The sequence below is a fragment of the Serratia sp. JKS000199 genome (assembly GCF_900215455.1).
Lineage (GTDB): Bacteria > Pseudomonadota > Gammaproteobacteria > Enterobacterales > Enterobacteriaceae > Serratia > Serratia ureilytica.
This window is the reverse complement of record NZ_LT907843.1, coordinates 1814403-1829335: the sequence shown is the minus strand read 5'-3', so window position 1 is coordinate 1829335 and position 14933 is coordinate 1814403. Positions and strand designations below refer to the sequence as shown.

The 14933-nt window shown below is 61.9% G+C and carries 11 protein-coding genes; 7 read left to right on the top strand and 4 right to left on the bottom strand.

Annotation, left to right across the window (positions count from 1 at the left end; translation table 11 throughout):
* Positions 1 to 35: 35 nt before the first annotated feature.
* From CPH57_RS08805 to CPH57_RS08795, 3 genes are all read right to left on the bottom strand, one after another.
* Positions 36 to 2333 (bottom strand): FdhF/YdeP family oxidoreductase, encoded by a 2298-nt coding sequence (locus CPH57_RS08805; protein WP_096242832.1) that lies wholly within the window; start codon positions 2331 to 2333, stop codon positions 36 to 38.
* A 203-nt stretch (positions 2334 to 2536) separates the two neighbouring features.
* Positions 2537 to 4210: a gamma-glutamyltransferase gene (gene ggt, locus CPH57_RS08800; protein ID WP_096242266.1), complete on the bottom strand. Its 1674-nt coding sequence runs from the start codon at positions 4208 to 4210 to the stop codon at positions 2537 to 2539.
* A gap of 162 nt (positions 4211 to 4372) precedes the next feature.
* Positions 4373 to 5236 carry a LysR substrate-binding domain-containing protein gene (locus CPH57_RS08795; protein WP_033650363.1) on the bottom strand — a complete coding sequence of 288 codons (864 nt, stop codon included), beginning with the start codon at positions 5234 to 5236 and terminating at the stop codon, positions 4373 to 4375.
* Positions 5237 to 5379: 143 nt separating this feature from the next.
* Here CPH57_RS08795 and CPH57_RS08790 point away from each other — a divergent pair, with 143 nt between their 5' ends.
* The 7 genes from CPH57_RS08790 to CPH57_RS08760 all read left to right on the top strand — a co-directional run bounded on the left by CPH57_RS08790 (position 5380) and on the right by CPH57_RS08760 (position 14343).
* Positions 5380 to 6516, top strand: a complete 1137-nt coding sequence (locus CPH57_RS08790) for an agmatine/peptidylarginine deiminase (RefSeq protein ID WP_096242265.1) — start codon at positions 5380 to 5382, stop codon at positions 6514 to 6516.
* Between the two features lie 79 nt (positions 6517 to 6595).
* Complete coding sequence (locus CPH57_RS08785) at positions 6596 to 7276, top strand: bifunctional 2-polyprenyl-6-hydroxyphenol methylase/3-demethylubiquinol 3-O-methyltransferase UbiG (protein WP_060660700.1); 681 nt, start codon at positions 6596 to 6598, stop codon at positions 7274 to 7276.
* 43 nt (positions 7277 to 7319) lie between these two features.
* On the top strand, positions 7320 to 7982 hold the full coding sequence (locus tag CPH57_RS08780) for a hypothetical protein (RefSeq protein WP_127897185.1): 663 nt from the start codon (positions 7320 to 7322) through the stop codon (positions 7980 to 7982).
* Positions 7983 to 8106: 124 nt separating this feature from the next.
* Entirely contained in the window at positions 8107 to 9249 is a 1143-nt protein-coding gene (locus CPH57_RS08775; protein ID WP_096242264.1) for an efflux RND transporter periplasmic adaptor subunit, read from the top strand.
* Position 9250: 1 nt separating this feature from the next.
* Positions 9251 to 12388, top strand: coding sequence for an efflux RND transporter permease subunit (locus CPH57_RS08770; protein WP_096242263.1), 3138 nt, complete (start codon positions 9251 to 9253; stop codon positions 12386 to 12388).
* 1 nt (position 12389) lies between these two features.
* Positions 12390 to 13832 carry an efflux transporter outer membrane subunit gene (locus CPH57_RS08765; protein WP_033643123.1) on the top strand — a complete coding sequence of 481 codons (1443 nt, stop codon included), beginning with the start codon at positions 12390 to 12392 and terminating at the stop codon, positions 13830 to 13832.
* A gap of 157 nt (positions 13833 to 13989) precedes the next feature.
* The gene (locus tag CPH57_RS08760; RefSeq protein ID WP_033643122.1) at positions 13990 to 14343 is read left to right on the top strand and encodes a DUF1493 family protein; all 354 of its coding nucleotides are present in this window, start codon (positions 13990 to 13992) and stop codon (positions 14341 to 14343) included.
* A 7-nt stretch (positions 14344 to 14350) separates the two neighbouring features.
* Here CPH57_RS08760 and CPH57_RS08755 read toward each other — a convergent pair whose 3' ends face one another.
* Positions 14351 to 14920: a DJ-1/PfpI family protein gene (locus CPH57_RS08755; protein ID WP_033643121.1), complete on the bottom strand. Its 570-nt coding sequence runs from the start codon at positions 14918 to 14920 to the stop codon at positions 14351 to 14353.
* Positions 14921 to 14933: the final 13 nt, after the last annotated feature.

Below are 14933 nucleotides of genomic sequence, written 5' to 3'. Positions count from 1 at the left end.
TTTCTCCATGCGGAGAAAGGCTCAAACCGCTTCCGTCAGGCGATATCGACCGCGCGCACCTCTTTGGATCTCAACTTCACGCGGATCGGCACCGATTTATACGAAGGCGTGCCGCTCTCCTCATCGATGTAATGCAGCGGCACCAGCACGTTGGCCTCCGGGTAGTAGGCGCCGACCGAACCGGCCGAGATGTTGTAGGCGATCACCGTGATGCCTTCCAGGCGCTGGGTGCTGCCGGGCAGCGCCGTTTCCAGATCCACCACGTCGCCATGTTCCAGCCCCAAACGTTGCAGATCGCTGTCATTCATGAACAGCACGTCGCGCCGGCCGAAGACCCCGCGGTAGCGATCGTCCAGAGCATAGATGGTGGTGTTGTACTGATCGTGGCTGCGCAGCGTGATCAGCCGCAGCGTGTCTTTGTCTGCCGTTATCTCGTCCTCATGCAGCCCGCTGAATACGGAAAACATCGCCTTGCCCGTCGCCGTCGGCCACTGGCGCTCGGTCGGCGGCAGCGGCATGCGGAAACCGCCGGGTTGACGAATGCGCGCGTTGTAATCGTCGAAGCCGGGGATGGTTTTTTCGATCAAATCGCGGATCACGTCGTAATCTTCGATCAGTTCATCCCAGGGCACCTTGCTGGCGGGCATCACCGCTTTGGCCATGCCGGCCACAATGGCGGGTTCCGAACGCAACAGCTCCGACGCCGGTTTTAATTTGCCGGACGAGGCGTGAACCATCGACATCGAATCCTCCACCGTCACCGATTGTCGCCCGCCGGCCTGCATGTCCAGTTCGGTACGGCCCAGGCAGGGTAGAATGAGGGTTTCTTTCGCCACCAACAAATGGCTGCGGTTGAGTTTGGTGCCGATATGCACGCTTAATTCCAGCGCTTTCATCGCCGGGAAACTCTGCTCGGGGTCCGGCAGCGCCACGGCGAAGTTGCCGCCCAGGCAGATCAACGCCTTCGAGGTACCGTCGATCATCGCCTGCATGCATTTCACGGCATCGTGACCGTGGGCTTTGGGCGGCGTGAAGCCAAACACCGTTTCCAGCTTCGCCAAAAAATCGGCCGAGGGTTTTTCGGTGATGCCGACGGTGCGGTTGCCCTGCACGTTGGAGTGGCCGCGCAGCGGGCAGATGCCGGCGCCCGGTTTGCCGATGTTGCCGCGCAGCAACAGCAGATCGGCAATCAGGCGTACGTTGGCGGTGCCTTTATTGTGCTGGGTAATGCCCATGCCGTAGGTCACGATGGTGGCGTTGGATTTCGCGTAAGCGGCGGCGACCTGTTCCAGATCCCGGCGCGCCAGGCCGCTCTCCGCCTCAATCGCATCCCAACCGGTGGCCTTCAGATCGGCGGCGAAATCCGCAAAACCTTCCGTGTGCTCGGCAATAAAGGCGTGGTCCAGCGCATTGCCATGTTCGTCATCCAACTGCAGCAGCGCTTTGGCGATGCCTTTGAGCGCTGCGGCGTCGCCGCCGGCTTTGACCTGATAGTAGGTGGAGGCGATAGGGGTCGAACTGTAGGTCGCCATTTCGATGACGTTTTGCGGATCGGTGAAACGCTCGAGCGCCCGCTCGCGCAGCGGATTGAACACGATAATCGGCACTTTTTTGCGCGCCAGTTCATGCAGCGTGCCCATCATGCGCGGGTGATTGGTGCCCGGATTGTGCCCGATGGAGATAATCAGCTCCGCGCTGTCAAAGTCGTCCAGGGACACGGTGCCTTTGCCGATGCCGATCGACTGAGGCAGGCCAACGCTGGTCGGCTCATGGCACATATTGGAACAGTCGGGGAAGTTATTGCTGCCAAATTCCCGCGCAAACAGCTGGAACAGATAGGCAGCCTCATTGGACGCCCGGCCGGAGGTATAAAACTCCACCTGCTCCGGCGGCAGCGTCTGCAAAACGGCGGCAATGCGTTGAAACGCCTCATCCCAGGCCAGCGGGCGCAGCGTGTCGGTCCTGGCGTCATAGAACAGGGGCGTGGTCAGGCGACCATAGTCCTCCAGTTCATAGTCGGTTTTCCGCAGCAGTGAGGTCACGGTATTTTGCGCCAGGAATTCGGCCGTCACGCGTTTGCTGGTCGCTTCCCAGGTCACGGCTTTGGCGCCGTTTTCGCAAAACTGGAAGGTGGATCGATGTTCTTTATCCGGCCATGCGCATCCCGGGCAATCAAACCCGTCGGGCTGATTGGTGCGCATCAGCGTTACCGGCGCCTCCAGGGTATCCATCTGTGTGCGCACGGCGATGGCCGTCGCTTTCAGCGCGCCCCAACCGCCGGCGGGCCCATCGTAGGGATGAACCCCGGGCACTGCTCGTCTTTTCGCCATTATTGATTGCCTCCGACACCGCTTACGATAAATGCAGGTGATTGATTTACTATGAATATTATCCTTATCGTCCAAGGCGGACCGCAGGCGTCGCCGTCGTTGAACGCAGGCCTGTCGATTCAGTATAGATGAGTGAAAAAGGAGACAGCGGTCATCTGTGCGGGGAGAGCGGCGGCCCGTCTAATCGGAGGCGGGCCGCCGGAGGGTTACTTTTTCACCACCAGCCCCACGCCGCGGCCGCGCGGATCGGACGCGGTTTCCGGCGTGCGGCCATCGATGCGGATAGCCTGAATATCCCCCATGTTCCAGCCCTGGTCTTCGAGGGTGTAGCCCATGGCTTTCAGCTCGTCCGCCGGTTTGCCGGTCAGCGGCGCAAAGCTGTCATAGTAGACGGTGTCCTTCGGCAACAGCTGATGGTGCACGCGCTGGGCGGCCACCGCCTGCGCCAGCGGCAGATGGTAATCGTAGAGATTGTTGATCACCTGAAAGATCGAGGTGAAGATGCGCGATCCGCCCGGCGTGCCGATCACCAGGGTGACGTCGCCGTCGCGGGTGATGATGGTCGGGCTCATCGAGGAGAGCATGCGTTTGCCCGGCTCGATGGCGTTGGCGTCGCTGCCCACCACGCCGAAGGCGTTGGCGACGCCGGGTTTGGCGCTGAAGTCGTCCATCTCGTCGTTGAGCAGGAAACCGGCGCCTTTGACCACCACGCCGCTGCCGAAGTCCCAGTTAAGCGTATAGGTGTTGCTGACCGCGTTGCCGGCCGCATCGACGATCGAGAAGTGGGTGGTTTGGTGGCTTTCCAGCCCCGGCCGCACCTGCTCGGTCGGCGAGATCGCCGTCGGGTTGATCTCGGCGGCGCGTTTTTGCAGGTAGTCGGGGGCGATCAGCTGCGCTTCCGGCACGTTAGTGAAATCCGGGTCGCCGAGGTAGTCGGCGCGATCGGCGAACACGCGTTTTTCGATTTCCGCCAGCAGGTGGATATAGCGCGCCGAGTTGAGCGGCACGCCCTTGAAGTCGGCGGCGCGATCTTCTTTTATCCCCAGCAGCTGCGCCAGCGCGATGCCGCCGGAGCTGGGCAGCGGGGCGGTATACACGGTGTTGCCGCGCCAGCTGATGCGCATCGGTTCACGCCATTTCACCCGATAGTCGGCCAAATCCGCCGCGCCGATCAGCCCGTTGTCGCGCTGCATTTGCGCCACCAGCAGGCGGGCGGTTTCGCCGTGATAAAAATCGTCGGCGCCAGATTTGGCGATGCGCTCAAGGGTGGCGGCCAGCTCCGGCTGTTTGAACACCGTGCCGGGCTTCATGGCGCCGAAATAGTCGCCGAAGTTGGTTTTACCGGCAAACAGCTTGTTGGCGTCTTCGCGGTACTGATACTGCTGACCCGCCACGGTGAAACCTTGCCGGGCGTAGCCGATCGCCGGCGTCAGCAGCTCGGCCCACGGCAGCTTGCCGAAGCGTTTATGGGCTTCCCACAATCCCAGCACGGTGCCCGGTACGCCGGCGGCGCGACTGCCCACCAGGCTGAGATTCTCGATCACTTCGCCTTTCTCGTTCAGATACATAGTTTTGCCGGCGGCCTTGGGCGCTACTTCGCGGTAGTCGAGGAAATAGGGTTTGCCGTCGACGTACAGCGTCATAAAGCCGCCGCCGCCGATATTGCCGGCTTCAGGGTAGGTGACCGCCAGGGTAAAGGCGGTGGCGACCGCCGCATCGACCGCATTGCCGCCGGCCTGCAGAATATGCGCGGCGACTTTTGCGCCATACTGATCCGGAGCGGCGACCGCGCCGGCGCTCAGATCGGCGGCACAGGCGACGGGGGCGGCGCAGGCCAGGGCCACGCTCAGAGCTATCGTTTTCAATAAACCGGCAGACATAGAAGATCCTTTTAGCGATGTTCAGTTATCAGGTGAATTCAACTAATTATTTTTGAAACAGCAGGTTAGCGCGTTTTATTCGGGCTGTTGCGGCGCTTTATTGAAAGTAGCAGCGGTCAGGCGGGGCCGCCTGACCAGAGTAGCAAATCGTGATGTGGCGCGTTATGCGTCGGCCGGCAGCGTCGATTGCAGCCATTGGCAGAAGTGCCGGGCGAGCGGATTGTGTTCGCTGTCGCGATGCAGCAGCCACGCCCAGTTGGCGCCACGCACGCGTTGCTCGGTTAACGGATGCAGCAACCCGGCGTCACGCGCTTGCTGCGCCAGCAGCTGACTGACCAACGCGATGCCCAGCCCCTGGCAGGCGGCATCCAGCAGCAGGCCGGGATCGGAGAAATTCAGCCCGCTGTCGCGCTGGCCGACGTGCGCGCCGCCCGCCACCGTCCAGTGGCTCCAGTCCATTTCGCGTTCGCCGTGCAGCGTGACGCGCTGCTCCGCCGCCAGCGCCAATAGGCTGGGGTGGCAGGCGGGATAAAGCCGGTCGGTGCAGAGAACCTTAAAGGTGCAGTCCGCCTGCGCGCTGAGATCGTCGCGGATCGCCAAGTCGATGCTGTCCGTCGCCATATCCGGTGGCTCGAAGCTGGTGAAGAGCCACAGATCTATCTGCGGATGCCGCTGGTTGAACTCGCCCAGCCGCGGCGTCAGCCAGTGGCGGGCAAAGGCCGGCGTCGTGTTGACGATCAACTGATTGGGTTTGCGGTACTGGTCCAGACGACGAATGCCGACGGCCAATTGTTGCAGCATCACCTGCGCGGTGCTGAACAGATCGTGGCCGGCATCGGTCAGAGTCACGCTGCGGCCGGTGCGGAAAAACAGCGGCTGTTCCAGAAAAGCCTCGAGGCTGCGGATCTGCTGGCTGATCGCCGACTGGGTAAGGTGCAGCTCTTCGGCGGCCTGATGAAAACTGCCCAGACGCGCCGCCGCTTCAAAACCGCGCAATGCGCTTAACGGGGGCCAGTGTTTTAACATTATCAATAAGCCTGTCTAATCAGATATCCACTAAATATATCGTTTGTCGCAGCGGCAGGGGAAGACTAGCATGAGATTCAATTCCCGGAGAGCGAAAAAACCGGTTAACCAGTTGAATTTAAATTAATTAAAAGAGGGCATTTATGTCAACGCGCCGCACCTTTATCAAGCAGCTTTCGGCGGTGGCCGGCGTTGGCTTGACGGCATCATTGGGTATTTCGTTACGCGGTCACGCAAAAGCTGTGCTTAATCCGGCCTGGCGCTTGCCGGATGAAGGGGAACCGCAACAGCGGGCGTTTATCGCGTTCGGCGCGCAGCGCGCGATTTGGGGCGACTTCACGGCGGACGTGCGGGCGGCGCAGGGGCGTATCGCCCGCGCCATCGCCGAATTTCAGCCGTTGACGGTTTTTTGCCGCGAGCGTGAACGGCAATTGGCCGAGGCCACCTGCGGCAGTCACAACGTCAGCTATGTCGTCACCGAGCTGGATGATATCTGGATGCGCGACATCGGCGCCAATTTCGTCGTCAATGATGCCGGCGAACTGGGCGCGGTGGATTTCAACTTCAACGGCTGGGGCGATAAGCAGCAGCATGCCAGGGATGCGCGTCTGGCAGGGTTTGCCGCCAGGCGATACGGCGTCGCTCAACCGCGCCGCAGCGCACTGGTAGGCGAAGGCGGCGGCATTGAGGTGGATGGGCGCGGCACCGGCATCATGACCGAGAGCAGTTGGGTGAATGCGAACCGCAACCCGGGCTGGAGCAGGGATCGGGTTGAGCAGGAGCTGAAGGCGATGCTCGGCCTGCGTAAAATTATCTGGCTGCCGGGCATTAAAGGCCGAGACATCACCGATGCCCACGTCGATTTTTACGCCCGTTTCGTGCGGCCGGGCGTGGTGGTGGCCAATCTGGACACCGACCCGGCCTCTTACGATCATGCGGTCACCCAGACGCATCTGGCGATCCTCAAGACAGCGACCGACGCCGACGGCCGCACGCTGCAGGTGCATACGCTCTCGCCGCCGCAGGCACCGCGCGACAGCCGTTTCAGCCGCCGCAATCCTGATTTCGCGGCGGGCTACATCAACTATTTCGTTATCAACGGCGCGGTGATCGCCCCGGAGTTTGGCGACCCGCAGGCGGACAAGGCGGCGTTTGAACTGCTGTCGGCGCTCTATCCGCAGCGCAAGGTGGTACAGCTGGAGATCGACGCGATTGCCGCCGGCGGCGGCGGCATTCACTGCGTGACCAGCCAACTGCCGGCGCCTGGCAAACCAGACTAGTGAATGTTCAAAAAATGCGCACGCGGTTGTTTGTCGCCATAGGCTGTGGTTGGCTGAGTGGAAACAGAAGGAGGCCATAATGAACGACTCATCCTTGAGCATTCCCACCTGGTATCGCGATCCGCACGCAGAGCAGGCCATGGCCGAAGGCCATGCGCCCATCTGGCGGCATCTGCTGAGCCTGGTGCCGGAACGCGAACTGTCCGGCGTCAGGGTGCTGGACTTCGGCTGCAATCAGGGCGGTTTTTTGCGCCTGTTGCATCAAATTCGGCCATTTAGTGAGGGGATCGGCGTTGATATCGCCCGCCAATCCGTCGAACAAGCCAACCGCCTGAAAGGAAACCTGCCGATCGTTTATCAGACCGACACGCGGTTGACGGGTTATGAGAACCACTGCGATATCGCCTTCAGTCATGAAGTCATCTACCTGATTGAAGATATCGCGCAGCATGCCGCCGATATGCTGCGGGTGCTGAAGCCGGGCGGCGTTTATTATGCGGTGACCGGTTGCCACACCGACAACCCGCTGTGGCCGCAATGGCGCGAAAGGGTGGCTGAACAGACGCATACCGTGGTGCAGGATCGTTCTCTGGACGATTATGCGCGTATTTTCTCCGCCGCCGGGTTCCAGGTCTCTGCCCGCAGGCTGGGTTTTTCCGGCTTCGTTCCCTATGAGCCGGACGGCTGGATGCCGACTGTTTCGGCAGCGATCGACTACTATTGGCACACCAAAACGGTGTTTAGACTGGTTAAACCCTAAAAATCCCACGCGGCGCTCGGTACGCCGCCGCTGACGAGATAAGATGACGAAATTTATGATGGACCAAGACGCTAAAACAATGGACTTTCGTTTAATCACACGGTTGTCCCTGCTTATGGGGGCGCTCTTGACGCCTGTTGGAGGGGCCACTGCGGCCATGCTTACGCTCGAGAATCAGGATCCGGCGGCGGTGTACCTTATTCAGGATGCGAAGCTGATTCAGGAGCGTGAGGGGGTGAAGATCGCCGAGCGCTCATACCGTTATTTCGAACTTAAGCTCGCCGACAATCTCCAGTATGAAGGTTATATCACCCGCTGTGCCGACGACTATGCCGATAAATTGAATGAACAAGATCGGCGTGAATTAAACCGCTGCACTGAGCAGGTGATCGACGACCTGGATCGGTTGATGGAAAAGACCGCCAACGTGACGTTCTACGATGGCGGCACGCAAAACGTTTATCGGGGCGAAGAACATTCAACGCCTTATTATTACTATTCGTTCGCCCGCGTGGCCAATTATTATCAAACCGACGATGGGCGCCATCCCCTGTATGGCCTGGTTTATCGCTGCAAGCAGCCGGCGAGCGATGCTCATCGGGAGCAAGAGCCTGATACAACTGAAGCGGCGCCGCCCCCGGCTGAAGTGGAACGCTTTATTGCATTGGCTAAAAACCGCTGCGCCAATGTGCTGAAACCACGCTGAACGAGATTGCGCCACCGTTTTCCGCTTCGAAAAGATTTTACGCAATCCTTACGCAACCCTTTCAGAAGCGCATTCCGGCATTCGATATATTGAGAATAGTCATTCTCAATAGGATCGTATTGCAATGCAGAGGAAAACGCTTTTGGCGCTGGGGCTTTCGCTGTCGCTGGCCGCCTGCGATGGGCAAAACGCCGGCGCGCCGACGGGCGCAGGCGGTGAACGGGAGGTCGGCGTCGTCACGTTGCGCGGCCAGTCTGTAACCCTGAGCAGCGAGTTGACCGGTCGGGTTAACGCCACCATGACCTCCGACGTGCGGCCGCAGGTCGACGGCATCATCAAGCAGCGGCTGTTTACCGAAGGGGCCGAGGTGAAAGCCGGGCAGGTCTTGTATCAAATTGACCCCGCCAGCTATCAGGCCAGCTACGATCAGGCCGCCGCCCAGCTGAAAAACGCTCAGGCCACGGTGCAATCCACCCGGCTCAAATCGCAGCGCTATGCGGCGCTGGTGAAAGAGAACGGCGTTTCCAAACAGGACGCAGACGACGCCAAAGCCGCGTATCTGCAGGCCGTGGCGTCGGTGGCGCAGTATCAGGCGGCGCTGGAAACGGCGCGCATCAATCTCGCCTATACCCAGGTGCGGGCGCCGATCGCCGGCCGCATCGGCATTTCGTCGGTGACGCCGGGCGCGCTGGTCACCGCCAGCCAGACTGATGCGTTGGCCACCATCCGCGCGTTGGATCCGATCTATGTCGATCTGACCCAGTCCAGCGCCCAGTTGCTTAAACTGCGCCGTCAGCAGGCCGCTTTGCAGCGCGGTGCGGTCACGCCGGTCGCCATCAAGCTGGAGGACGGCACGCCTTATGCCCACGCCGGCAAGCTGGAGTTGACCGAGGTGGCGGTGGATGAGGCCACCGGTTCGGTCACGCTGCGCGCGGTGTTCCCCAACCCCGAACATGAGCTGTTGCCCGGCATGTACGTCCATGCCACGGTGGATAACGGCGTCGATCCCAAAGCCATCCTGGCGCCGCAGCAGGGCATCACCCGCAACGCCAAAGGGGAAGCCACCGCGTTGGTGGTAAACGCGCAAAACAAAGTGGCGCAACGCACCGTCAGCGCCGAACGGGTGGTGGGCAGCAACTGGCTGATCGACAGCGGGCTGAACGACGGCGATCGCCTGATCGTCGAAGGCACCAGCAAGGTGACGATCGGCGCCGCGGTGAAGCCGGTAGACGTCTCGGTCGACAAAACCCAACGCGGGGAGCAGTGATATGGCGCAGTTCTTTATCCGGCGTCCGGTATTCGCCTGGGTGATCGCCATCATCATCATGCTGTGCGGTCTGATGTCGATCAATTCATTGCCCGTCTCGCAGTACCCGGACGTCTCACCGCCGCAGATCGCCATCTCCGCCACCTACCCGGGCGCGGACGCGGAAACGCTGGAAAACAGCGTCACCCAGGTGATTGAGCAGCAGCTCACCGGCCTGGACGGCCTGCTGTATTTCTCGTCGACCAGCAGCGCCAGCGGCTCGGTCAGCATCAACGTCACCTTTGAGCAGGGCACCGATCCGGATATCGCTCAGGTGCAGGTGCAAAACAAGGTGCAGCAGGCGGAAAGTCGTCTGCCGAGCGCCGTCACCGCACAGGGCGTGACGGTCAAAAAATCCCAGAGCAGCTTTCTGCTGATCGTCGGGTTGTATGACGAAAGCGACAAGGCGACGATGGCCGATATCTCCGACTATCTGGTCAGCAACCTGCAGGATCCGCTGTCGCGCATCGAGGGCGTCGGGGACGTACAGGTGTTCGGCTCGGAATACGCGATGCGCATCTGGCTGGATCCGACCAAACTGGCGAGCTTTTCGCTGATGCCTTCCGACGTGCAGACGGCGATCGAGGCGCAAAACACCCAGGTGTCCGCCGGCAAGATAGGCGATCTGCCGGCCGCCGCCGACCAGCAGCTGACCGCCACGGTGAAGGCGCAGTCGCGGCTGCAAACGCCGGAACAGTTCCGCAATATCATCCTGAAAAGCGACAGCAGCGGGGCGCTGGTGCGGCTGGGCGACGTGGCGCGGGTTGAGCTGGGCAACGAAGACTACTCCGCCAGCGCGCACCTCAACGGCCACCCGGCGGCGGGGATCGCGGTCAAGCTGGCGGCGGGCGCCAACGCCCTGAGCACCGCCAAGCTGGTAAAGGCCAAGGTGGCGGAATACCAAAGCGCCATGCCGCAGGGCTACAAGGTGGCCTACCCGAAAGACAGCACCGACTTCATCAACATCTCGATCGAAGAGGTGGTGAAAACACTGTTTGAAGCGGTGGCGTTAGTGGTGGTGGTGATGTTCGTGTTTCTGCAAAACCTGCGCACCACGCTGATCCCGACCATTACCGTGCCGGTGGTGTTGCTGGGCACCTTCGGCGCGCTGGCGGCGTTCGGCTATTCGATCAATACCCTGACGCTGTTCGGCATGGTGTTGGCGATCGGGCTATTGGTGGATGACGCCATTGTGGTGGTGGAAAACGTCGAACGGGTGATGCGCGAGGATAAGCTGCCGCCGCGCGAGGCGACGGAGAAATCGATGCGCGAAATCACCGGCGCGCTGGTCGGCATCGCGCTGGTGCTGTCGGCGGTGTTTCTGCCGATGGCGTTCTTCGGCGGCTCCACCGGGGTGATCTACCGCCAGTTTTCGATCACCGTCGTCTCCTCGATGGTGTTGTCGGTGGTGCTGGCGTTGACGCTGGCGCCGGCCTTGTGCGCCACGTTGCTGAAACCTGCGCACGACGCGCAGACCGACAAAGGCTTGCTGGGCAAATTCAACCGCGGTTATGACCGGTTGCAGGCGAAGTACGCCGACAAGGTCGGCGCAGTGATCCACCGGCCAACGCGCTATCTGCTGCTGTACGGCCTGCTGTTGATCGCCGCCGCCGTAATGTATCTGCGTTTGCCGACCGGCTTCCTGCCCAACGAGGATCAGGGCTCGGTGATGGTGCAGTACACCTTGCCGGCCGGCGCCACCAACGCGCGCACCTCGGCGGTGAGCGAGGCGGTGACCGCCTATTTTCTCGACCAGGAAAAGGCCAACGTCAGCACCATTTTCACCATCAACGGCTTCGGTTTCAGCGGCAGCGGGCAAAACGCCGGCATGGCGTTCGTCAGCCTCAAGGACTGGAGCCAACGCAGCGGCAGCGAAAACACCGCCGACGCCATCGCCAAACGCGCCATGGCGCACTTCGCCTCGCTGCGCGACGCCCAAGTGTTCTCCATGAGCCCGCCGGCGATCGACGGCTTTGGCCAGTCCGACGGCTTCACCTTCGAACTGCAGGCCAAAGGGGCGACCACCCGCGCCGAACTGCAGGCGATGCGCGATCAGATTGTCGCCGCCGCCGCCGGCAATCCATCGCTGTTGGCGGTGCGCGCCAACACCTTGCCGGACACCCCGCAGCTGCAGGTGGCGATCGACAACGGCAAACTGCAGGCACTCGGCCTGAGCGCCGCGGACGTCAACAGCACCCTCAGCAGCGCGTTCGGCAGCACCTACATCAACGACTTTATCGATCGCAACCGGGTGAAAAAAGTCTATATGCAGGGCGACGTGCAGTACCGCGCCAAGCCGGAAGACCTCGACCGCTGGTTTGTGCGCGGCACCAACGCATCGGGCGACAGCAGCATGACGCCGTTCTCCGCCTTTGCGTCTTCGCACTGGATCTACGGCCCGGAGAACCTGTCGCGTTATAACGGGCTGTCGTCGTTCGAGATCACCGGGCAGGGCGCCGCCGGTGTCAGTTCCGGTACGGCAATGAGCGAGATGGAGAAACTGGCGGCGAAATACTCCGCCGGCAGCAGCTATTCCTGGAGCGGGCTGTCCTATCAGGAACGGCTGACCAGCGGCCAGGCGTCGTCGCTGTACGCCATTTCGCTCATCGTGGTGTTCCTGTGCCTGGCGGCGCTGTATGAGAGCTGGTCGATTCCATTCGCGGTCATGTTGGTGGTGCCGATGGGCGTGGTGGGCTCACTGCTGGCGATCACGCTGCGCGGGCTGGAAAACGACATCTACTTCCAGGTGGCGCTGCTCACCATCATCGGGCTGTCGGCAAAGAATGCCATTTTGATCGTCGAGTTCGCCGAGGAGATGCACCAGCGGGGGGAAACGCTGATTGGCGCGGCGGTCCACGCGGCGCGCATGCGCCTGCGGCCGATCCTGATGACCTCGCTGGCGTTCACCGCCGGGGTGCTGCCTCTGGCGGTATCCAGCGGCGCCGGCGCCAACAGCCGAATCGCCATCGGCACCGGCATTATCGGCGGCACGATCACCGCTACCGCCTTGGCGATCTTTTTTGTACCGCTGTTTTATGTGTTGGTGCGCCGCATGTTTACCCGTCGGCCCACCAACTCGCCGTCGCAGGCAGGAGAATAACGTGTTGCAACGAGTCATGATGTTAACTTTACCGCTGCTGCTGAGCGGGTGTCTGTCGCTGGATCCGCACTACCAGCGCCCGGCGGCGCCGGTGCCCGCCAACCTGCCGCAGGGCGAGGCCGCCGGCAAGCAGGCGTTGAGCTACCCGGACGTCGCCTGGCGCGACTATGTGCAGGACGCCAGGCTGCGGCAGGTGGTGGCGATGGGGCTGAACAGCAGCCGCGATCTGCGTGAGGCGATCGCCAATATCGCCTCGGCGCGCGCCCTGTACGGTGAGCAGCGCTCGGCGCTGTTCCCGACGATCAACGCCACCGCCGACGGCAGCCGCGGGCGTTCGCTGAGCGGCAACGGCAATGCCACCGCCATCAGCCAGAGCTACGAAGCGCAGGGCGGCGTCAGCGCGTTCGAGCTGGATCTGTTCGGCAAGAACGCCAGCCTGTCGCGGGCGGCGTTCGAAACCTATCTGGCCAACTCGGAAGCGGCGAAAAGCACCCGTCTGACGCTGATCGCCGATATCGTCACCGACTGGGTGGCGGTGGCGGCCGAGCGCAGCAATCTGGCGGTGGCGCAGCAGACGATGGAAAGCGCCAAACGTTCGCTGGACGTGACGCGCAACAATCAACAGCACGGCATTTCGTCGCTGGTCGACGTGGCATCGGCGGAAACCGTTTATCAACAGGCGCGTTCGGACGCCGCCAGCTACGCCACCCTCGCCGCGCAGGCGAAAAACGCGCTGGATTTGGCGGTGGGGCAAAGCGTGCCGGAAAACCTGCTGCCCGGCGGTATCGATGCGCTCGGCGAAATCATGCGCAATCTGCCGGCCGGGGTGTCTTCGCAGGTGCTGCTGACGCGGCCGGATGTGCTGCAGGCCGAGCATAACCTCAAATCCGCCAATGCCAACATCGGCTCGGCGCGTGCGGCATTCTTCCCGTCGATCAGCCTGACCGCCAGCGGCGGCGTGGGCAGCGGTGAACTCTCGTCGCTGTTCAGCCACGGCGCCGGCGTCTGGTCGTTCGCCCCGAGCATCAGCCTGCCGATCTTCAGCGGCGGCTACAACACGGCTCAGCTCAACTACACCCAGGCGCAGAAAGACCTGTATGTCGCCACCTATGAGAAAGCGGTGCAGACGGCATTTCAGGAAACCGCCGACGCGCTGGCGCGCAAAGCCACGCTGCAGGAACAGCTGGCGGCACAGACCGGCTATGTGGCGGCGGCGCAGCAATATTATCGCTTGGCCGAACTGCGTTACCGCCAGGGCGTGGACAGCTACCTGACGCTGCTGGACGCGCAGCGCACGCTGTATACGGCGCAGCAGTCGCTGATCGCCGCACAGCAGACCGCGTACGACAATCAGGCGACCCTGTATAAAGTGTTGGGCGGCGGGGTTGCCGCCGAGCGGCAGGGGGACGGCGTCATCGCCGATAAGGCGGCGCTCAGCCGCTAACCGTCGACCGCGCACGCCGCGAGTTGGGCGGCGCGCGGTTTACTTATGGAAAGTGTAAAGAAACGGAAAACCCGCGCGGCGGCCCGAACTCGCCGCGGCGGGCAGAGTCAGACAGATAATTGCATTCACCTTTTCTTCATATCGGCTCGAGGTCGTCATGGCAGAAGACATTCAGCAACAGGTCATCGCGCTTATCGCCGCATTCAACGCACCAGGGCGGCAGAAGAAGGGGGCGGTCATCACCCCGGAAACCGAGATTAACACCGCGCTCAACCTGTCGTTCAGCGACTCCAACACGCTGATGCGCCGCTACTTCGATACCTTCGGCGTCGACAGCAGCAATTACAACCACGAGCTGTATTTCCAGCCGCCGAGCAATACCGGGCGCTGGTTTTCCCCCTCCGCCTGTAAAGAACACACCCGGCCGCTGTGCGTATCGATGCTGGTGCGCTCGGCGCGCGCCAAACGCTGGCTGTACGACATCCATTTTCTTATCGAGCAATTGCGCTAGCGCCAGGTTACTGCTCCAGCAGCTCGGCGAACTTCGCCAGCCACTGCGGATGCGCCGGCCAGGCCGGGGCGGTGACCAGGTTGCCGTCGACATGCGCCTGATCGATGCCGATCTCCGCATAGTGGCCGCCGCCGAGCCGCACCTCCGGGGCGCAAGCCGGGTAGGCGCTGCAGGTGCGGCCCTTCAACACCCCAGCCGCCGCCAGCAGCTGCGGGCCGTGGCAAACGGCAGCGATCGGTTTTTTGGCGGCGTCGAACGCCTGCACCAGCGCGATCACGTCGGGATTCAGGCGCAGGTATTCGGGCGCCCGACCGCCGGGGATCAACAGCGCGTCATAGTGTTCTTCTTTGGCGGCGGCAAAGTCGGCGTTCAGGGTAAAACGATGACCGGGTTTCTCGCTGTAGGTCTGCGCGCCGTCAAAGTCGTGGATCGCGGTCTGGATGTAGTCGCCGACGGCTTTGTCGGGGCACACGGCATCCACCCAATGGCCAAGCATTTGCAATGCCTGAAACGGCACCATGGTTTCGTAATCTTCGGCGTAGTCGCCGACCAGCATCAGGATTTTTTTCTTGCTCATGATCACAACTCCA